Raw genomic sequence first — 21,355 nt, forward strand, 5'->3', positions numbered from 1 at the left:
AATGGTCGAGCAAATCGATATGTCGGCAGGTTCGACAGGCGGAGGACAGGGCGCCTCGGGCTACGACGCGGACGACATTCAAGTACTTGAAGGACTGGTAGCGGTTCGGAAAAGGCCGGGGATGTACATCGGCAGCACCAGTACTTCAGGTCTACATCATTTGGTATGGGAGATCGTAGACAACGCTGTCGATGAGCACCTAGCCAAATTCTGCTCCAAAATCGATATCACGCTGCATAAGGACGGTTCTATTACAGTTCAGGATAACGGAAGGGGAATTCCGACAGGTATACATAAAACAGGGATTCCCACTCCCCAGGTCGTGTTTACGATTTTGCACGCAGGCGGTAAGTTCGGTGGATCAGGATATAAAAAATCAGGTGGTCTGCACGGTGTAGGGGCTTCGGTCACCAACGCATTGTCAGAGTGGCTTGAAGTCGAAATTTTCCGTGATGGTAAGATCCATCGTCAACGTTTTGAATATTGGCAGGACAAAAAAGGCGTCGAACATGTAGGAGAACCCGTGACTGGTCTTGAAGTATTGGGTAATACCAATCGCACAGGCACCAAAGTTACGTTTAAACCGGATATTCGCGTTTTTCAGAATGGAATTCAGTTGAATTATGATACACTGGCAGAACGCCTTCAGGAGATTGCTTTCCTGAACTCGGGTCTGAAAATTGTGCTTAAGGACGAACGTTCAGGCAACCAAGATGAGTATATGTACGAGGGCGGCGCGAGCCAGTTTGTTGAGTTTTTGAACGAAAATAAAGATGTACTTCATGACGTTATACACTTCTACGCAGATAAGGACGATATCGAGGTAGAAGTGGCAATCCAGTATAATGCGGGTTATACAGAAACACTTGCTTCCTTTGTCAATTCGATCCCGACCCGTGGTGGGGGAACGCATGAGACCGGATTCAGGGCAGCCTATACCCGTGTAATGAACGACTACGCTCGGCGTACCAGCATGATCAAGGAAAAAGATAAAAATCTGGAAGGTAATGATCTGCGTGAAGGCATGATGGCGGTAATTAGCGTCAAAATGTCTGAAGTGGAATTTGTCGGTCAGACCAAAGATCAGCTCGGAAGTGCTTCTGCTCGAAGTGCAGTTGATTCAGTGGTCTCCGAAAATATTCAACGTTTTCTGGAAGAGAACCCGCAGGTTGCACAGACCTTGATTCGCAAAGCAGTGCAGGCGTCCAAAGCGAGAGAAGCCGCGCGGAAAGCCCGTGACGAGATGCGAACAGGGAAAAAGCGCAGTGAAAGTTCTAACTTGAATGGCAAGCTGACGCCTGCGCAATCGAAAGATTTTACACGCAATGAATTGTTTATTGTGGAAGGTGACTCTGCAGGTGGTTCAGCCAAGCAAGGACGGGATTCCAAAATACAGGCGATTCTGCCGTTAAAGGGTAAACCGTTGAATCCGGAAAAATCAAAGCTTGCGGATATTCTGAAAAACGAAGAGTATCGTGCAATTACAGCAGCAATTGGCGCAGGAATCGGAACGGAGTTTGCCGTAGAGGACAGCAATTATTCCAAAATCATTATCATGACGGATGCAGATACGGATGGCGCACATATCCAGGTGTTGCTACTTACGTTCTTTTACCGTTACATGAAACCGTTAATTGATGCAGGGAAAGTATATATTGCGCAACCGCCTTTATATAAACTCACTCGTAAATCCGGCAAAATGGCAACGGTAAGATATGCCTGGACGGACGAAGAACTTGCGAATTATATGAAAGAGTTCGGAAATAATGTCGAATTACAGCGTTATAAAGGACTTGGTGAGATGAACCCGGATCAACTGTGGGAAACAACGATGAACCCGGAGACACGCGCTATGTTGAAAGTGGAGATTGTGGATGCAGCCAAAGCAGAGCGTCGTGTATCTACATTGATGGGTGACAAAGTGGATCCACGCAAACGCTGGATTGTAGAGAATGTCGACTTTACAGAGTACGAAGAATAGAAGGTGCTTGGAATGAGTCTATCAGAACAATTTATGCCGGCCTTTCTTGAAGAGGTCGTTGGTGACCGTTTTGGTCGCTACTCCAAATATATTATTCAGGATCGAGCGATTCCCGATGTGCGGGATGGATTAAAGCCAGTACAGCGGCGTATTCTTTACGCCATGTACGACTCGGGCAATACACCGGAGAAGCCATATCGTAAATCTGCCAAAACGGTAGGAGACGTTATGGGTAATTATCACCCTCATGGTGACTCCTCGATCTATGAAGGTATGGTACGAATGGCACAGCCATGGAAAATGGGCCATATGCTTGTAGACGGACACGGTAACTGGGGCTCACAAGATGATGATCCGGCTGCAGCTATGCGTTATACAGAGGCTCGTTTATCATCCATTGCGATGGAGATGCTTCGTGATATTGAGAAACGCACCGTGTTGTTTAAAGATAACTTTGATAATACAGCCAAGGAACCGGTTGTGTTACCTTCCCGTTATCCCAACCTGCTGGTCAATGGGGTAAGCGGAATTTCTTCCGGTTTTGCAACCGAGATTCCACCGCATAATTTGCGTGAAACGATTGATGCTTGTATTGCTGTAATGGAGAAACCATCCATTGAACTGGACGAAATCATGATGTTCATCAAGGGCCCTGATTTTCCAACAGGCGGCTTAATTATGGGCGGCGACGGTATCCTGGATGCATATCGTACAGGTAAAGGACGAATCTACATACGTTCCAAAACCGAGATCGAAAATATGCGTGGCGGCAAGCAGCAGATCGTTATTACGGAGATTCCTTATCAGGTGGTTAAATCCCGTCTTGTTACGGCGATGGAAAATATCCGCCTGGAGAAAAAGGTTGAAGGTATCGCAGAAGTTCGGGATGAAAGTGGACGCGAAGGATTACGGATTGTTGTTGAGCTGAAAAAAGATGCGGATGCACAAGGGATTTTGGCTTATTTGCTGAAAAAAACCGACCTGCAAGTCACATACAACTTCAATATGGTCGCGATTGTGAACAAAGCGCCGCAGCAACTTGGTCTAAAAGCGATTCTGGAAGCTTATATTGCCCACCAACGCGAAGTAGTAACTTTCCGAACCAAGTATGAGCTGGAGAAAGCGGAAGACCGTGCTCATGTCCTGGAGGGGCTGGTGAAAGCCCTTAACATTTTGGATGAAGTAATCGCAGCGATTAAAGCTTCGAAGAATCGTCAAGATGCTCAAAACAATCTGATCTGGATGTTTGGGTTCACGGAACGTCAAGCGGATTCTATTCTCACTTTGCAATTGTATCGTTTGACGAATCTGGAGATTAATTCGTTGCAAAAAGAGCTGGATGATCTCATGAAGAAAATCTCACAGCTACGCTCGATTCTCGATAGTGATCGGAAGCTGATCGGGGTCATTCGTAAAGAACTGCTGGAGATCAAAGAGAAGTACGGAATTGAGCGCCGCTCCGCCATTCAGGGTGAAGTAGAGGAACTTAAGGTTAATCTCGAAGTATTGGTCAACGCAGAAGATGTATTTGTGACATTGTCCAAAGAAGGATATGTTAAACGTTCGAGCATGCAGTCCTTCACACGTTCTGGCGGTGAGCGAAGTGCTAGCGGTGTAAAAGAAGGAGATTATATCTCCCAGGTGCTTGAAGTAAATACATTGGAGAATTTGCTTGTCTTCACACAAAAAGGGCAATATTTCCTCCTGCCTGTGCATCAGGTGCCGGAGTTTAAGTGGAAAGATCCGGGTACCGCCATCGTTAATGTAATTCCTCTGGCGAAGGATGATCGGATCACCAGTGTACTGGCGATCAAATCGTTCGAGGAACCAGATCACAGTCTGGTATTTGTAACCCGCAAGGGACAGGTCAAACGAACTGAACTTAAGGAATACATTACAAAGCGCTCGGGTGCCGTAGCGGCATGCAAGGTTGCTAAGGATGATGAAGTGCTGTCCGTACATCTAAGTACGGGCGGGAAAGATATCATGCTGATTACCAAAGAAGCGATGGCGATTCGTTTCCGTGAAGATGAAGTGAATCCGATGGGACGTGTCTCTGGTGGTGTTCGTGGTATTCAATTGAAAGATACGGATGAAGTAGTCTCTGTGTTATGGGTAGAGGGAGATGAGGGAGAGGTAGCTGTATTGAGTGACCTCGGTTATGGTAAACGATCCTTGCTTCTGGACTATGCCCCGCAGAGCCGTGGTGGTAAAGGCGTGGTTACCTTTGAATTCAAGGAAGGTAAACGTGTTAAACCGAATGGTAGCCGTATTGCAGGTGCATTCTACTGTAAAGAGCAACGTCAGTTGACGGTGATGACCAAAGAGGGACAAGCCCGTACGATCTCATCCGAGAGCGTTCCTCTCACAGAACGTAAACACATCGGTAAATTACTTGTTCCTGTGGACAAACAGGACGAAATTACCGAGCTTATTCAGGATTTTAATGAGAATCAACCGGGGACAACCTCCTAAAAAAGATAAAAGACTCTTCGCTGGCAGTGCTGATTCTGTCGGGTGAAGAGTCTTTTTTTGTTGTTCTTGGGCGGATGAGAAGTGCATCATCAAGCGAAGTTTAACAACCTTCGTCGATTACAGTCGATCGCTGGGAAATTGAAAAAATGCAGCAGGAATGCGGCTTTGAAGCGCGAAAACTTAAGCAAATGAAATGATTATCCGTTGCAGGAGGAGTGATGTTCGATGTATAATTCCGATTTTGCTAAATGCTGGTCCAGATTAACCAAAGATTATAAACTGCATATGGATCAGGAATTAGCCCCTTCGTTAACAGAGGCACAGCTTGCGGTACTTGAGGTGCTCGAAGATCATGCAAAGATGAAACCATCTGATTTGATTCCATTTCTTGCGACAACACCTGCTGCCGTAACGATGTTATTGGATCGAATGGAGAAAAATGGCCTCATATGCAGAGTTCGTGATGATCAGGACAGGCGGATTGTGTGGGTTTCATTATCCGATAAGGGCAGAATGGAAACCACGCGTGGTATCACGATCCGCAATGAGTTTATGAATTCCGTACTGAGCAACATCTCGATGCACAATCAACAATTGCTTGTATATCTGCTTGGGAAAATGACTGCACCCAAAACGAATGCGCAAGAGCCTGCCTTAACGAGTTCAGGTTAAACGAGCAAAATCTGATCGTGAAATGAGTTTAGTAAATAATCTGATGATGTTAAAAAACAAAACGAATAATGCAATGATCATAAATAAGCATACTTCTGGTCATTAGGGCCAGGTGTATGCTTTTGTCTTTTTATTTTTTCTTGTTATTTGACACTTTTCTTATGTACAGCCAATAAGACTGAAACTCAATTCGTTATTGAGTATGGTTTGTAAAGAATACACATTGACAATTAAATCACTATATCGTAATATTACGTTATAACGTTTGAGGAGGAATCATTTTGGAGTTGCCTGCGTTCGATCGGAATCAATTAAAACAGTTTGACGAGCCAGCAGAGTTTCTTAAGGCGCTGTCTCATCCTGTACGTTTATGTATCGTCCGTGGTTTGATGCGCAAAAAAAAATGTAATGTTTCATATATGCAGGAATGTCTGGATCTCCCGCAGTCGACGGTGTCACAGCATCTGCAGAAGCTTCGCAGTGCGGGTATTGTTGCTACAGAGCGAAATGGCCTTGAAGTCAATTACGTACTGGCTGACTCACGCGCGGAGCAGTTAGTCATGATTTTATTTAAAGAGGATGGTTGCGAAGATGAATAAACCTAAAAAAGTGTTAATCGTGGGGGGCGTAGCAGGCGGTGCATCTGCTGCTGCACGCCTCCGTCGTCTAGACGAACATGCCGAGATTATTATGTTTGAAAAAGGCCCATATATCTCATTTGCCAATTGCGGATTGCCTTATTACATTGGAGGTACGATTGAAGAACGGGGGCGACTGCTCGTACAGACACCGAAGGGGATGGAGGATCGTTTCAATATCGATGTTCGTACACAAAGTGAGGTTATCGCTGTTGATCCAAGTAAACGAACCGTGCAGGTACGTAGTGCCGAGCGTGGTTTATACGAGGAAAACTATGATGAATTAATTTTGTCACCTGGTGCTCGTCCACTTGTGCCCGATCTGCCCGGCAAAGAGAATCCATTGATATATACCGTGAGGAACATTCCTGATATTGATCGAATCAAAGAACAAATAAGTTCTGATAACAACTGTACTTCGATTGTCATTGGCGGTGGGTTTATCGGTGTAGAGATGGCTGAAAATTTGAAGGAAGCTGGGCTGGATGTAACTTTGATTGAGGGGAATGATCAGCTGTTAACCCCGTTTGATCCGGAATTGGCAGCTATGCTAGCTCAAGAGATGGAGCAAAATGGAGTAAATCTTTTATTTTCACAGCGGGTTCAAGGCTTCCGTACGTTAGATCAAGGTATTGGTGTGGAATTGTCCGATGGCAAGATATTATCTGCAGATATGGTCATTCTGGCCATTGGGGTTATACCCGACACCTCATTTTTGCAGGGCAGTGGTCTAGCTCTTGGTTCTCGCGGACACATCATAGTCAATGACAAAATGGAGAGCAGTGTTCCGCATATTTATGCCGTGGGCGATGCCATCGAAGTGAAGGATTACATTCATGGCACGCAGACAGCAATTCCCCTTGCCGGTCCTGCCAACAAACAGGGACGCATCGTAGCGGATCAGATTGCCGGTCTTCCCACCACCTATAAAGGCACTCAGGGTACATCGATTATCAAAGTGTTTGGTTTGACAGGGGCATCTACGGGCACTAATGAAAAAACGCTGAAACGAATGCAGAAAAACTATCGAAGTGTTATCGTACACCCTGCATCTCATGCTTCCTATTATCCTGGTTCCAGTGCAGTTACGTTGAAATTACTCTTTGCTCCGGATGGGAAGATTCTAGGTGCACAAGCTGTGGGCTACGAAGGTGTGGACAAACGAATTGATGATATTGCAGTGGCGATTCACTTCGGGGGAAATGTACGAGATCTTACGGAACTGGAACTCAGTTATGCACCGCCATACTCTTCTGCAAAAGACCCGGTTAATATGGTCGGATATGCTGCCGAGAACATCTTGGACGAACGAGTGCATTCCTACACGTATGATCAACTTGCAGAACGTGACCCTGCCCAGTCCGTATTAGTGGATGTTCGGAGTGATCTGGAACACCGTAACGGTAACATTCCCGGGTCTCTATCCATTCCGGTGGATGAGCTTCGTCAGCGGCTCGGAGAGCTGGATGTAACCAAAGAGATCTGGGTTTATTGTCAGGTTGGGCTTCGGGGTTATACCGCTACACAAATTCTACGTCAGCATGGCTATCAGGTGAAGAATTTAAGCGGGGGTTACAAGACGTATCGTCAGGCACAATTCAAACCTGCAGGCGTAGAACCCCAAAAAGAGCAAGGGAGAATTTTGATGAATGGGAATGCAAATGAAAACAAAGGATCAGGAGAAGATGCATCTAGGGAACTCCATATTGATAATGAACTGAATGTATGTGGTTTGAGTTGCCCTGGCCCGCTAATCGAGGTTAAACAAAAAATGGATCAGTTGGCAGACGGACAGACCCTACGGATCAAAGCTTCAGATCCGGGATTTTATGAGGATGTCAAGGCTTGGGCAACCATGTCGGGGTCTGACGTTCTCAAGCTGGAGCGGGATAAGGGTGGGGTGATTGAGGCCGTTTTAGCCAAAAATACTTCTCCTGTCACAAGCGGTTCACAGCAACTTGAAAAAGCAAGTACCATGGTTGTATTCAGTGGTGAACTCGATAAGGCCATCGCTTCTTTCATTATTGCTAATGGAGCAGCAGCCAGTGGGCGGAAAGTTACGATGTTTTTCACCTTCTGGGGCTTAAACATGATTCGTAAACAAGAGATGCAGCAGGCACCTGTCAAAACAGGCATGGCCCGTATGTTTGATCTGATGTTGCCGAGCAACAGTCTGAAGCTGGGACTTTCCAAGATGAATATGTTTGGTGCAGGACCGAAGATGATCCGAGGGTTAATGAAAAAAAATAATGTCGCTTCGCTTGAACAACTTATGCAATCGGCTATCGCTCAAGGGGTTGAGATCGTAGCTTGTCAGATGTCGATGGATCTGATGGGCATACAACGTGAGGAATTGATCGATCAGGCTGTCATTGGCGGTGTGGGTTATTATCTCGGACAAGCGGATCAGGCAAATCATAATTTGTTTATCTAGAAAGTATATTGATTAAAAACGTAACCCGATCTTATTTTCCAACTTTTAAATGAATCAACCTAATTCAACCTCTATTTCACCTCAAGTGAAATGGAGGTTTTTTAGTTTTCATAATGACAAAACAATATTAAAGATCAAGATTATAACTGCATAATCTCATCGCTCAGGGAAAAGCTACAACCAAACTGATTAGTCGCAATTAGGCTAGCTTATATATTGTATATATCAAATAATATGTCTCCATATTATTTTCATGAAATCATATGTAAAGAGTTGACTATGTAAATATTTTTGTTATAATAAGTAATTGTTCCCCTGATATTTCGTGTACGAAATATTATATTCCATAAGTAAAAGGGTGAAACAATGACGGATACGTACGAAGTGTTTTACATTATCAATTCATTTCGACAAGTGAATCAGATGCTTTTCCGGGCATTCTGGAATGAAAACAAGGAGATCGAGCTCACTTCGATCCAGTTTATGGTGTTATCCATCCTTAAGGAGCGACCTGCACTTGGCATTAACGAGATTGCTGATCTGTGCCATATGGGTAGTAGTTCGATGAGCGCTGTAGTAGAACGTCTCGTGAAAGGCGAGTACATCGTACGGACACGATCTGATACAGATCGCCGTTCTGTGGTACTACAGATTACAGCCAAAGGGGAAAAGGCTCAACAGGAGACACAACAGCTCTGGATGGAGCGTGTATCACCTATACTGGATATTTCGAAGGAAGATCTAGAGCACCTGCTTCGCATTCATAGTCTGATGATTGAAAAGTTACAAGGAAGAGAGATGAACAACTTATGAGCACAACAACTGCTACAGCTCCGTCCTCTGCGATGGACAACATCAAGAAAGGTCCCATTGTAGCGGCCTTGTTAATTGGTGCCTTTGTGGCATTTTTGAACCAGACCCTGATGAACGTGGCTCTTCCTAAAATTATGGAGGATCTCGGCATCGGGCCGAACAAAGCCCAGTGGCTTACGACGGGTTACATGCTTGTCAACGGGGTGTTAATCCCGGTTACGGCATACTTGATTGCCAAATTTTCAACACGGCAAATTTTTATAACAGCTATGACCTTATTTACGATCGGTACGCTAGTCTGCGGACTAAGTCCGAACTTCTCGATTCTTATGGTCGGCCGTGTTATTCAAGCTGCAGGTGCCGGTATTCTGATGCCGCTGATGACCGTTGTATTTCTGACGATTTTCCCGATTGAGAAGCGTGGACAGGCGATGGGTACGATGGGGATCGCGATGATCCTCGCACCAGCGATTGGGCCTACGTTATCCGGTTATATCGTCGAGCACTATTCCTGGAGATTGTTATTCTACATCATTCTGCCATTCTCCGTGATCGCGACAGCGATTGGTATTGCATTTGTCAAAAACGTAACACGTCAGTCCAAGCCGAAACTGGACTCTGTTGGCGTAATTCTATCCACACTCGGATTCGGTAGCTTGCTGTATGGTTTCAGTGATGCGGGTACAGACGGATGGGGAAGTGCTGTTGTCATCAGCTGCCTCGTCGTTGGCGCTATTTCCCTGATTCTGTTCGTTATTCGTCAGTTGACGACCGATCATCCGCTTTTGGAGTTCCGTATTTTCAAATACAACATGTATACCTTAACAACCATTATTAATATGCTTGTTACGATGGCTATGTTTGCAGGCATGATCTTGCTCCCAATCTTTCTGCAAAATATCCGTGGGTTCTCACCGATTGAATCCGGCTTGCTCATGATGCCAGGTGCCATCCTAATGGGAATTATGTCTCCGATTACAGGTCGCATCTTCGATAAAGTCGGTGCACGCTGGCTCTCCGTTACGGGTCTGGCTATTACAGCGGTTACCACATGGGGACTCAGCCGTTTGGCCATTGACACCACGTATGGATATATGATGTTTATCTACACTGCTCGTATGTTTGGTATGTCGATGCTGATGATGCCGATTCAGACGGCTGGTCTGAATCAGTTGCCTCAACGACTTAATGCACATGGTACAGCGATGTCGAACACACTGCGTACAGTGGCAGGTGCGATTGGTACAGCGATTCTCGTAACGATCATGAGTAGCAAGCTCAAGTCGCATCTGGCGGAAACGATGGCTACGGGTACAATTGACCCGAACAACAAAACAGCGGTGCTGGCTGCTACAGCAGATGCAACGATCTATGGTGTCAACTATGCCTTTACGGTAGCCACCTTTATGACAATTGCAGCGCTGATTATGGCTTTCTTCATTCAGAAAACCAAACCGGCTACCGAGCCGGTAAACGCAGAGAAAGAAAAAGCCAAAAAAGTAGCAACAGCTTAAAATTAGACTTGAAATCTATAACGAATAAATAAGAAAAAGAGAACTCTCAGGCTGCCAGTAGGACACATCTTCTACGGCAACGAGAGTTCTCTTTTTTTGTTTTACAGATGACATATCACTAAGCAAACGATAGAATATACTGTCATTCATTTTCATCTTTGATTGAAGTCACATCATGCAGCAGCCAATCTGGATCAGGTTCATAACCGAAACGTTGGAGATCAATGCTCCCATCCAGCTGGAATTCCACGCCTTCACTGACAAGCTCGGTTTCCTGCATCATGCGTGATTCTTCATCGGTTATGGCAATTTGTCCTTTCGCATTAACGACCCGGTGCCAGGGTAAGCGTTCCTTCCGGCTCATAGAGTGCAGAATACGAACGACCTGTCTTACCGCCCTTGGGCTCCCAGCGCAGGCTGCAATCTGTCCATACGTCATTACCTTTCCTTCAGGGATCGCAGCAATAATGGCGACAACCTGCTGTGTGAACGGGGTCATGAATATCGGCTCCTGTCTTAGAAGATTAAAATATTGAACGCAGATAGAAAGAGTTGTTATATGATTTTTCGATTAAAAAAGTGTCGCCCGGATGTAGCATCCGAACGACACGTTACAGGTGCAGAAAGCTACTGCTTCTAGTTGATCCAATCTGCTTATATGCAGTTTATATCTTCAATGTGAAAGCTTTTTCGTATATATCCATAGGCCATTCAGCCCAAGGAAATTCTCGTGCAGGCAGGGATTGCAGCACAACTTCCTCTTTGGTGACAGGATGGGGGAGAGCAGCAATGACAGACCATAACGCGATCTGTTGTCCCGGTTTGTTTATTTTGGCGCCATATTTCTGATCTCCGAATAGTGGACAGCCCGCTTCTTTCATCTGCACACGTATCTGATGGGAGCGACCCGTATGAAGCTCGATATGCACAAGGCTGTAACGATCAGTTTCTCCGACGACCTCGTAGTCTAGAACGGCATCTTTACCGCCAGGCGTACCTTTGGGTACAGCGGTTACGGTGTTTGTTTTGCTGTCTTTTAGCAGCGTGTGCTTCAACGTGCCCTGACGTGCTGGCAACTTGCCATGAACAACAGCTGCATAGATTTTACGGAAATGACGTCCACGCACGGTTTCGGACAATCGGGAAGCTGCTTTGGAGGTTTTGGCAAAGATCATGGCACCTCCAACCGGGCGATCCAGGCGATGCACCAGTCCCAGATATACATTGCCGGGTTTATTATAACGTTCTTTCAGATCCTGTTTGAGTAAAGTGAGCAGATCCGGATCACCGGAAGCATCTTCCTGCGTAAGGACATTCACTGGTTTTGTGATGCCTAACAGATGATTATCCTCATAAAGGATCTCGATATCTCCAGTTTTTTGCACATCATGAGACATAATCAGGACTCCCAGCGGCCCAAAATACCGCAAGGCAGATCAAGACCGCTGCGTGTAATCGGCAATCCGATTTCTCCGGCAGTAATCTCTCCACCATATTTGGCAGACATCGTCATCGTCAGCATGTTTCGTAATACCGTTGAAGAGATACCTGTGGTATAAGAGTTCACCAGCATAAACAACGGATTATCCGAAAGAATCGTCATACAGGATTTCAGGAAAGGATAGAGGTTTTCCTCCAGTTTCCATGTTTCACCGTTCGGGCCACGTCCATAAGAAGGAGGGTCCATAATAATCGCATCGTATTTGTTACCACGGCGCTGTTCGCGCTGTACAAATTTGAACACATCATCGGTGATGAAACGAACAGGTCGATCAGCAAGTCCGGACAATTGCACATTTTCTTTCGCCCATTGGACCATACCTTTCGCTGCATCACAGTGTACAACAGAAGCGCCAGCGTACGCGGCTGCTACGGTTGCTCCGCCAGTGTAGGCAAATAGATTCAAGACAGAGATGGGGCGTCCTGCATTCGAAATTTTATCCATCATCCAGCTCCAGTTGGCAGCTTGCTCCGGGAACAAGCCGGTGTGTTTGAAGCTTGTCGGTTTAATATGGAATTTCAGGTTTTCATATCCGATCGTCCAGCGTTCAGGAATGGGCTTTTTCATATCCCAGTTTCCGCCGCCAGAAGAGCTGCGGTGATAGTGACCGTGAGCTTGGCGCCATTCATGGGTTTCTTGTTCAAGTGGCCAGATGATCTGTGGGTCAGGTCTGCGCAAGATGACATCTCCCCAGCGTTCGAGCTTCTCGCCGCCTCCTGTATCAATTACTTCATAGTCTTTCCAGTTCTTAGCTACGTACATAGTGGTTTATCCATCCTTCAAAATTCATTTGGATACTATTGTACAACAAAAAAGGGGCTGTACGCCAGTTAGCCTCAGGGGATTAAGGCAATGTCCAGACGAATTTCGACATATCATAAAATGAAGATCTGAATAAAATTAATTTGACAATGATAATCATTATCACTTATGATTTTGATATTGCAATATGCAATCGACGCGAAACGTATTTTAAGGGAATTCAATCCATATAACGAAACCAAAGTGAGGGACAATAGATGGCTAAATGGTTAGTGGCGTACGCCAGTATGACAGGCAACACAGAAGAGATTGCGGAACTCATTGTGGAAGGCATTACAGCAAGTGGTCATGAAGCTGACTTGAAATCCGTAACCGACTTTAATGCCGCAGAAGTTTTGAATTATGAGGGCTTTATGATTGGTGTGTACACATGGGGAGATGGTGAACTGCCGGATGAATTTCTGGACTTCTATGAAGAACTGGATGAGCTTGATTTGCATGGAAAGAGAGCGGCTGTCTTCGGAAGCGGAGATACGTCCTATGAACAATTTTGCGGAGCAGTTGATCTAACAGCGGAGAAGCTGAAGGAACGTGGGGCGGAAGTATCACCAGAGATGTTGAAAATTGAATACAGTCCGCTGGAGCAGGAAAAAGAATCATGCCGGGATTTCGGCAGACGTTTTGTTACTGCTGGTGCGGAGATATCCTGATCGAAATGTTACAGCGTGATGCCTATACAGCAAAGGCTCAGGGGAGCGATGGGCTCCCTGAACGTTTGCTTGAGGACTATAAGCTGGAAGAGATGTTGCGTAGCCCGCACCGGTTTATCCGCCCTGAACCTTCGGCTGAGCAACGTCCAGCGCTACAATGGAGACATCGTGTGCAATATGCGGTGAGCCATGCCATTAATCATTTTTACAGTGTGGACCCTGACGTACGCAAAGAAATTCCGATTCAATATGTACTCGAAAAATGGTGGCCTAGAAAAGCGGACGGTTTTGATTCCGTTCTACATTACTGGGATGTAAAGCACAAAATGATTGATGAACTGTCCCTGGCCATTGCAGCGAATGATGACTTGAAGCGGCCTGCGATCTTGTTTGAACAATGGAAAACAGAAGTACCTTCTTTACAGATGTCTTTATCCGTCATCTTTCAGGCGGCTTGGCAGCCGGAAGGCTGGGATGCACTGCTTGTTCAGAAATATATGGTGGTCCATGATGCCAACGTTGTGGAAGCCTTTCAACATATGGTCAGTGTGTTTTGCTGGGAAGCATTTGGCAAGTTGCCAGGTATGATTGAAATTTACTGTCTGCTGGAAGGGCGGAAGATCAGGTACATACCAGGTCGCCAATCATTACAGCGTTCGATGGATTATATCCGTCTTGTTCGGGATAGCATTCCCAAAGCCGAGAAGCAAGAATCAGAGCACTTTACCTCAAAGGATAAGATCCGTGTGCATGAAGAAGTGGACCGTTGGAGAACGGAAGGGACGAAGCCACAAAAAACATGGTTGATGTGACACTCGAAGCTGTTGATAACACTTATTTCGGAGGAGGGAGTACAGGTGACGACGTTATTCAGGCAAGATATCGGTAATGGAAAAAGAAGAGCAGGAACATGTGAGTTCAGCTCCATGCCTGTACCTCAAGCTGTCATAAGAAAGTTGCTGGATGAAGCTGATCCATCATTATATGTTATGAGTTCAGCGCCCTGGCGTTTTATGCTGTTTTCCGGTGAAGGGCGACAGCTCTATATGGAAGCTGTAAGACAGAGCTATCCGCCTCATCTTGCAGATTCTCACGGGAGCTGGGCTGCGTATCAATACACGGAAGCGATCCCAGCTCATTTGGTGGTGGTTGCCCCCGGCAATTCTCCAGAGGATCATGTTTTGCCTGCGAAGGCATGGAGTAAACGATTCTCTATTCTGGCTGCTGAACAGGGGGTACACGCCGTCTGGAAGATGAATGATTATCAGCAACATCCCGTATTCATGAACTTGATGGGACTTACATCGAGCGAAAGGGTGCTCGGCGTATTTCACATCGGTTACGGTGAGCAGTGTGGATTACCCAGTGTGGCAACAGGTAGACCAGCTTCAGAACTCATGACGGTATATGACCATTTGGTGTGAAGGGCAACGAGCCTGACAGCTGCGTTGCCGGGGTGCGCTTACGGATATTTGATTCAGTGAATGTTACCGTGCAAGGTTTCCGAGGAACTGACGAACACGTTCTCGCTGAGAATGATCTTGAGAACTGGCTTTATATAAGCGATTTGAAACGGTAATGTTGTTACCAAAGAAAAATCGTTCAAACTGAGTCTGTCTGCCTCCAAATGAACCTGCACCAAGTTCCCAGATCAGGCGAAACAGTGCGTTTCGTTCTTTGGATTCCATGTCGGAGCCTTTGAGGTAGACGTTTAAAGAGTCAGCTGTTCCGGACTGGAAATCCTCTTCCTGTGGAACCATGATCATGCCGCTGGAACTGAGCAACTGCAATGTCTCGATCATTTCAGGATACAGTTTCGGATAGAGAAGATTGGCAGCCATAAGCGGTTTAGGCGCTGGCAGGATATATCCTCGTCCGTCCGGTATTGCGCCTGCCTCAGCAGCTAGAGCAAGTGCTTTTAAGGATTCAAGACCTGCGAGAACACGTGCAGTTTTTTCTAAAACATGCGCCTCGTTCGACAGATCAAGCGTATCGGTTAATAGTTGAATGGTGCCGAGCATAAATTCGGTTTTGGCAATATAACGACATAACACCTGATGCCCCGCATGGATATGGAAGTTACTGCCGCTGAAAAGAGTCGAAGACATCTGTTCATGACCTGCAAAAAAAATGCGGTTATGCGGCACAAGCACGTGGTCAAAGATGACGATATTGTCCATCTCCTCATATCTGGAGCTTAAGGGGTAATTGTAGTTGGATTCAGCTGCATACGTATCTCGGCAGATCAGAGTGATGCCAGGCAGATCATTAGGAACTGCAAACGAAAAAGCAAATGGATTTTCATCATCAAAAGGTGCAGGAGAAGGTGACGGATAGACAAAAATTTCATCTGAAGTAGCAGCCTGTGTGGCCATCATAAATGCACCGTTTATAATGAGTCCTTCATCAGTCCGATCAACAACCTTGGCAGCGATGGCATCTTCAGTAGCATCCATCTGTCCTGAAATTTTACTGGCATGTGGCTGAATAAAGGCATGGGATAGTGTGATGTCATGATCACGACAATAGGCGTAGTAATTTCTCAGATTTTCAGCATATTGTGGGGAAAGATCGTTCAACAAGTCGGCAGCGGTAAAAAACGCCATCATCGCTGTGTTCATGTAATCGGGTGAGCGTCCCAGAAAACCGTGATGAGTCTGAGCCCATATCGTCATCGCTTCACGGCGTTTGCGGAGATCGTTGACGCTGGTTGGAGGCAGGAAGGACATTCCTACAGGCTTTCCATCGGTAGGAGAAGGATACGTCATAAGTTCTGTAAGCTGAGGGTCATACTGCAGGTCATACATATTCATTTGAGTTTTCATCAAACCGGAGAAGGCGATGTGCTCGGAGCGTTTAGCAGTAAGCAGTTCTCCTTTATACCAGCAGGGTACGGTCTGGGCGTTAATTCGTTCACAATACTGCATGCCGGTTTTAGCGGGCATAGTTCTTCACCTCTTGGTCATGGTTCATGAGCACATTTATTTCTATCCTATACTACGTGAAGCTGTTGTCTAATGTGCTACGGACCATGGGGTGAAAAATTTGCATCGAGGGCTTGATAATAATTATCATTCTTGCTACAATAAACAAAGAAAAAGGAACCCGAGTGGGCTCCTTGGAATGAACTAGATCTTTTTATTTAACTTCAAACGTTTTGCAGTCTGTTTCAGCAGACTCGCTTGCTTCTTTGGAAGCGTGGCTCACGATGTAGATGGAAGAAGCATTACATTTGTTTTCTTGAGCCCAGTGACGACAGGAGTTTACTTCACACAATACGTCTTTTGCCATGATTGTTAACCTCACTTTTAGTTGGATTTACATTCGTTGGTATAAAGATCCGGATTCGCAAGTTGCCGCTTGAGAATCTGGAACAATTTTCACGCTCTCATGAATTTGGAGGGCTTTTTTGTGTTATACACAACGATGCACTTTCAGAATAGCAAATTTTGCTTTCCCATGCAACTGAATGGCGGCTCAGGAGACATACGGATGCAGATCAGGAGTCTAATCTTTGCAAAGAGGCATCTGTATGTTATTATTTAATAGTAAAAATTACGATTAATTAGCAAGCAGTCCGCAACAACAAAATCTTTAACAATAAATAACGACGATACGAATGACTATCTTTTTTGAAGGAGCTACATATACACATGAGTAAAATGAATCACGCAAACCGCATCCCTCGTGCAAAAGGAATCGATATGGCGGCATTCTACACGCCGAAGGAATGTAAACGAAAAGCACAACATATTGTCTTCTCGGAGGAAAATGAACGCATTGTCGAAGAGTTCATTACCATTCTGGGCATGAAAGAAAAGTTCAGGGAACATGATGTATCCATCCCTAATAAAATGGTCATGTTTGGCCCTCCCGGCACAGGAAAAACGTTAACCGCGTCATATCTGGCTCAGAGATTGGAACTGCCTCTTGTACTGGTCAGGCTGGATGCCCTTATTCACAGCCACTTGGGAGAAACGGGAAGTAACGTACGCAAGTTGTTTGAATATGCTCGCCTTAATCCTTGCGTATTGTTTCTTGATGAATTTGATGCCATTGGCCGGACAAGGGAAAGTAACGACGAGGTAAAAGAGATGGCCAGGGTGGTGAATACCCTTTTGCAATGTTTGGATGAATTCGAAGGGGACAGCATTCTGGTTGCTGCCACGAATCTGGAGACACAGCTTGATCATGCGATCTGGCGCCGATTTGATACCAAGATGACGTACGCGATGCCAGATGAAGATAGCCGCAGACTGTATATTAGCAAACTGGTTGGAACGTTTGAACAGGAGCACAAGCTGGAGGATTATATTTGTGAACGTCTGGCTGGCTGCAGCTATGCGGATGTGGAGCAGATTGTGTTAAAAGCAAAGCGTAAAGCTATTATTGGAAGCAGTGCTCTGCACAGGCAGTTGATCTCTGATGCGTACGAGGAATACAGACCCCGAGTGCTACAAGGGTAGAGGTGAAGTCAGTACCTGGGCGAATAACGAAAGCCCGGCTTCCTTTTTGTAAGGAATACCGGGCCTTTTTATTACAATGCTGATTTGGCTTTGACAGGTGAACGATAGGTTTTCTCTGGAATAGATGTTTCCTGCTGAGCAATCCAGCGTGGCAAGCTTAATCTAAACGTACTTCCATCTGGACTGCTGGAAACGAGGGTTAACGTACCACCTTGCTCCTGTGCAAGAAGACGGCTGTATGTTAAACCGAGACCCAAGCCACGATTACGGCGTTTTTTCAACTCTCCCCGATAGAATCGTTCGAATATGTTACGCTGATCCTCTATGGAAATTCCCGTGCCGTTGTCCTGCACATCGACATGTAACATGTCTTCCTCTACGCTTAAATGCATCTGGAAGAGGGCTTGTTGGCCAGGTATTGTGGCATGCAGTCCATTGTTAAGCAAATTTACAATAATCTGCTGGATCCGGAGTGCATCACCCATCACGTATAATGCGTCTGACGGCGCATGAAGCTGAACTTCTGGCATGTGTTCTTCATAGGCAATTTTCCATTGGTAAATGATCTCACCTACAAGCAACTTCAGGTTGGTACGTTCCTTACGAACAGCAACACTTCCGGCGGTCATGGCATTATAATCCAGCAGATCCGCAATCATTCGTTCCATGCGTTCTGATTCTTTCAGAGCAATATCCAGAAACTCTTTGCCTTCCTGCGGACTGACGACATCGTCGCGAACAGCCATCACCAATCCTTTGATCGAGGTGACAGGCGTTTTGAGCTCATGACTTACTCCCGCAAGAGAGAGTGCACGCCATTCTTCGAGTTGACGCAGACGGGTTGCCATATCCCCAAAAGAACCTACAAGTTCGTTCATTTCCCGTTCACGTGTTTTAATATCTAGGTTTACATCATAATTTCCACCGCGGATCTGTTCTGCCGCGTAAGCGACCTGACGAATCGGTCTAGATAGTTTGCTCGACAGGAGATAAATCGTGAACCAGCCGCAGAGAATAAGGCCTCCAAAAATCAATGCGACGAGCCAGACCGTTTCAGGACCGAAGGTGATAGATTGTTTGGATTGCATGACCCATACTTTTCCAATCGTTTGATTCCCGTCAGCAATATCTACCGTTACACCAGCATACTTGCTGTTACGCGGTTCAAGAAAATCATCGGACAGTCGGTAATAAACATCCTCTTGTTGCATTTTTGGCTGGGAGAAAATCAGTTTGTTGTTATTGTCGAGCACCATGACGCAAAAATAGTTATCGGTATTAAACAGCTTCTCCCGACTGCTTACGATCGTATTCAGATCAGGTGGTACCTGAAGCTTATGATCTTTCACGGTTACTCGATCAGCGATCTCCCATCCGAGTAGCTCAGCCGTTTTCAAACTTTTCTCAATCGATGTTGTTCGTATCCAGTACAGCGCACCCGCAGCAATTACAGAGAAGCCGATACATAAAATCAGAAAGTAACGTAGTGTCCAATGTGACAAAATAGATGTTGTTCGTTTGGGTTTGGTTGATGTCAGTTGGCGATCCAAAATTGATACCCCATTCCTCGCAACGTCCGGATTTCTCCTGTGTCTGTTGTCCAGTGAGAGAGTGCCTGACGCAGTCGTTTGATCGATAGATCTACAGCACGATCACTGCCCTCATAATCGAGTCCCCAGACTTGTTCAATCAGATGATCTCTAGTGAATGTGCGGTTGGGATACTCGGACAGAAAAATAAGAAGAGACAGGTCACGTGGTGTGAGTGCGACCTCCGCACCGTTAAGTAGCACTTGCTTAGCCGCAAGGTCAATGACCAGATTGCCAAAAGAACGCTTGTCCTGCCCTCCGGAAGTCCAGTGCGGGTTCCGCCGCAGTACAGCGTTCACACGTGCAACCACTTCTTCAGGTACAAACGGTTTGCTCATATAATCGTCAGCACCGGCATTCAGACCGTTAAGCCGATCTGTAATATCGTCCAGTGCAGTTAACATAATGACGGGACAAGCACTCTTTTCCCGAATAATTCGTAACAGATCCCATCCATCCATTCCGGGTAGCATAACATCGAGTAATACGATAGAAGGATTTTCGGAATCAAAAAGGGTTAAAGCAGTCTTGCCATCCGCTGCATGATGAACTTCAAATTCAGCTTTTCTCAGATAAGCAGCCAGAACGCGTGCGATTGCTTGCTCATCCTCTACGATGAGTACAGATTTCAAACAGGGTGTTCTCCTTTCACAGACAAGCTTGTGTACTGATTTTACATGAGGCGGGACATAAAGCCAATCCTGTTTTCACATTTTGAAAAAAAATGAAAAAGAATTTCATCTTGACTTCTTCCTGACACATTGGACTGTTACTATCCATATCAAGAGGTAACGAAACCATACTGTACTGGAGGAATAATAGAGATGAGTAAAAAGGCCAAAACGTGGATTATTACAGGGGTAGCAGCAGTAGCCATCATTGGTGGGGGCGGTTATTACTTTGCAAATAGTTACTTGGGTAACAATGTTGAGATTGAACAGGTGCTTCCGGCAAACGCGGCTGCATCCACTACAGCTGCAGATAGCGGCACGGGCAAAGCAGTGGAAAATAAAAAGGTTGGAGCAGACCAGCTGAACGGAGACTGGAATATCAGTCAGGGGTCGAAAGTATATTTCTCAGTAACCACTTCACAAGAAACCGTAAATTTTGTGGACGAGCAGGTTAGCGGGAAATGGACGATTAATGTGAATGACCCGGCCCAGTCGAAAGCAGAAGGAACAATCGAGGTAAACGGCATTGATTCCGGTAATGGCCAGCGGGACGAGCATGTGAAGAGTGCTGACTTCTTCGATATGGCTAAACATCCGCAAGCAACATTCAAAGCCACTTCATTTGAAGGTATGCCTTCCGAATGGACAGAAGGACAGACGGCTGATTTGAAAATGAAAGGCACACTTACCGTAAGAGGTATTGAAAAGGAAGTTACGTTTGATGCTAAAGCGGCTTATCAAAATAATGAAGTGCTGCTGTCCGGCACAACGATGGTTACATTTGAAGATTTTGGCATGAAAAATCCACACTCGGTTGTACTTTCTACTGAAAATGATATCCAGGTTCGTCTTGAATTGAAGCTGGCGAAATAATAGATGGATTTAAACTATTCTATTGAACTATTCTAGTAAACAATTCTATTAAACGATTTTAATATAGTAAGCCACTAAATCTGTTGTGTTCCGCCTCCGGGCGGGCAAGCAGATTTTTTGCTTTTGGTAAGCTTTTGCTGGAAAAAGAATACACCTGTTCATCTCCCTGACGCTGGAAAATAAGGATTACGCTAGGCTGGATTATGTTTAGAAAAGTCGACATTGTTAAAAAAACTGCTGTTTCCTTTGGATAATG

19 protein-coding genes are annotated in these 21,355 nt (G+C 45.5%); 12 read left to right on the forward strand and 7 right to left on the reverse strand.

Features of this window, described 5'->3' with window-relative positions; translation table 11 throughout:
• Position 1: 1 nt before the first annotated feature.
• From parE to H7T88_RS09440, 7 genes are all read left to right on the forward strand, one after another.
• Positions 2–1,981 carry a DNA topoisomerase IV subunit B gene (gene parE, locus H7T88_RS09410; protein ID WP_090917064.1) on the forward strand — a complete coding sequence of 660 codons (1,980 nt, stop codon included), beginning with the start codon at positions 2–4 and terminating at the stop codon, positions 1,979–1,981.
• Positions 1,982–1,993: 12 nt separating this feature from the next.
• Positions 1,994–4,456 (forward strand): DNA gyrase subunit A, encoded by a 2,463-nt coding sequence (gyrA, locus tag H7T88_RS09415; RefSeq protein ID WP_221788230.1) that lies wholly within the window; start codon positions 1,994–1,996, stop codon positions 4,454–4,456.
• Between the two features lie 225 nt (positions 4,457–4,681).
• Positions 4,682–5,128 (forward strand): MarR family winged helix-turn-helix transcriptional regulator, encoded by a 447-nt coding sequence (locus tag H7T88_RS09420; RefSeq protein ID WP_154890571.1) that lies wholly within the window; start codon positions 4,682–4,684, stop codon positions 5,126–5,128.
• Positions 5,129–5,409: 281 nt separating this feature from the next.
• Entirely contained in the window at positions 5,410–5,727 is a 318-nt protein-coding gene (locus tag H7T88_RS09425) for an ArsR/SmtB family transcription factor (protein WP_090917058.1), read from the forward strand.
• Positions 5,720–8,200 (forward strand): FAD-dependent oxidoreductase, encoded by a 2,481-nt coding sequence (locus H7T88_RS09430; protein WP_221788231.1) that lies wholly within the window; start codon positions 5,720–5,722, stop codon positions 8,198–8,200. Before H7T88_RS09425 ends, H7T88_RS09430 begins: the two co-directional genes overlap by 8 nt.
• A 366-nt stretch (positions 8,201–8,566) precedes the next feature.
• Complete coding sequence (locus tag H7T88_RS09435; RefSeq protein ID WP_221788232.1) at positions 8,567–9,013, forward strand: MarR family winged helix-turn-helix transcriptional regulator; 447 nt, start codon at positions 8,567–8,569, stop codon at positions 9,011–9,013.
• A complete protein-coding gene (locus tag H7T88_RS09440; RefSeq protein ID WP_090917052.1) occupies positions 9,010–10,527 on the forward strand; it encodes a DHA2 family efflux MFS transporter permease subunit in 1,518 nt (505 codons plus the stop codon). Before H7T88_RS09435 ends, H7T88_RS09440 begins: the two co-directional genes overlap by 4 nt.
• 142 nt (positions 10,528–10,669) lie before the next feature.
• Here the strand turns inward: H7T88_RS09440 and H7T88_RS09445 are convergent, their stop codons facing one another.
• From H7T88_RS09445 to H7T88_RS09455, 3 genes are all read right to left on the reverse strand, one after another.
• The gene (locus H7T88_RS09445) at positions 10,670–11,026 is read right to left on the reverse strand and encodes an MGMT family protein (protein WP_221788233.1); all 357 of its coding nucleotides are present in this window, start codon (positions 11,024–11,026) and stop codon (positions 10,670–10,672) included.
• A gap of 166 nt (positions 11,027–11,192) precedes the next feature.
• Entirely contained in the window at positions 11,193–11,924 is a 732-nt protein-coding gene (locus tag H7T88_RS09450) for an RluA family pseudouridine synthase (protein ID WP_221788234.1), read from the reverse strand.
• Between the two features lie 2 nt (positions 11,925–11,926).
• Positions 11,927–12,790 carry a class I SAM-dependent methyltransferase gene (locus tag H7T88_RS09455; RefSeq protein WP_090917045.1) on the reverse strand — a complete coding sequence of 288 codons (864 nt, stop codon included), beginning with the start codon at positions 12,788–12,790 and terminating at the stop codon, positions 11,927–11,929.
• Between the two features lie 257 nt (positions 12,791–13,047).
• On the opposite strand from H7T88_RS09455, the gene H7T88_RS09460 reads away from it, so the two are divergent.
• The 3 genes from H7T88_RS09460 to H7T88_RS09470 are packed head-to-tail and all read left to right on the forward strand — an operon-like array spanning position 13,048 to position 14,924.
• Entirely contained in the window at positions 13,048–13,500 is a 453-nt protein-coding gene (locus tag H7T88_RS09460) for a flavodoxin (protein ID WP_221788235.1), read from the forward strand.
• Complete coding sequence (locus tag H7T88_RS09465; protein ID WP_253493596.1) at positions 13,449–14,312, forward strand: hypothetical protein; 864 nt, start codon at positions 13,449–13,451, stop codon at positions 14,310–14,312. The genes H7T88_RS09460 and H7T88_RS09465 overlap by 52 nt, the downstream gene beginning before the upstream one ends.
• 45 nt (positions 14,313–14,357) lie before the next feature.
• The gene (locus tag H7T88_RS09470; RefSeq protein WP_154957536.1) at positions 14,358–14,924 is read left to right on the forward strand and encodes a nitroreductase family protein; all 567 of its coding nucleotides are present in this window, start codon (positions 14,358–14,360) and stop codon (positions 14,922–14,924) included.
• 63 nt (positions 14,925–14,987) lie between these two features.
• Here the strand turns inward: H7T88_RS09470 and H7T88_RS09475 are convergent, their stop codons facing one another.
• Together H7T88_RS09475 and H7T88_RS09480 are read right to left on the reverse strand one after the other, a co-directional pair.
• Positions 14,988–16,445, reverse strand: a complete 1,458-nt coding sequence (locus tag H7T88_RS09475) for a 4-hydroxyphenylacetate 3-hydroxylase family protein (protein WP_154890567.1) — start codon at positions 16,443–16,445, stop codon at positions 14,988–14,990.
• Positions 16,446–16,638: 193 nt separating this feature from the next.
• On the reverse strand, positions 16,639–16,791 hold the full coding sequence (locus tag H7T88_RS09480) for a DUF1540 domain-containing protein (RefSeq protein WP_090917035.1): 153 nt from the start codon (positions 16,789–16,791) through the stop codon (positions 16,639–16,641).
• A 362-nt stretch (positions 16,792–17,153) separates the two neighbouring features.
• Here H7T88_RS09480 and H7T88_RS09485 point away from each other — a divergent pair, with 362 nt between their 5' ends.
• Positions 17,154–17,966 (forward strand): AAA family ATPase, encoded by an 813-nt coding sequence (locus tag H7T88_RS09485; RefSeq protein WP_154890566.1) that lies wholly within the window; start codon positions 17,154–17,156, stop codon positions 17,964–17,966.
• 71 nt (positions 17,967–18,037) lie between these two features.
• On the opposite strand, the gene H7T88_RS09490 is transcribed toward H7T88_RS09485, so the two are convergent.
• Positions 18,038–19,516, reverse strand: coding sequence for a HAMP domain-containing sensor histidine kinase (locus H7T88_RS09490; RefSeq protein WP_221788237.1), 1,479 nt, complete (start codon positions 19,514–19,516; stop codon positions 18,038–18,040).
• Positions 19,501–20,187, reverse strand: coding sequence for a response regulator transcription factor (locus tag H7T88_RS09495; RefSeq protein ID WP_090917028.1), 687 nt, complete (start codon positions 20,185–20,187; stop codon positions 19,501–19,503). The genes H7T88_RS09490 and H7T88_RS09495 overlap by 16 nt, the downstream gene beginning before the upstream one ends.
• Positions 20,188–20,379: 192 nt before the next feature.
• Between H7T88_RS09495 and H7T88_RS09500 the strand changes: the two genes are divergently transcribed.
• Complete coding sequence (locus tag H7T88_RS09500; protein WP_154890564.1) at positions 20,380–21,099, forward strand: YceI family protein; 720 nt, start codon at positions 20,380–20,382, stop codon at positions 21,097–21,099.
• Positions 21,100–21,355: the final 256 nt, after the last annotated feature.

The organism is Paenibacillus cucumis (ex Kampfer et al. 2016), assembly GCF_019748695.1.
Taxonomy (GTDB): Bacteria; Bacillota; Bacilli; order Paenibacillales; family Paenibacillaceae; genus Paenibacillus; species Paenibacillus polysaccharolyticus.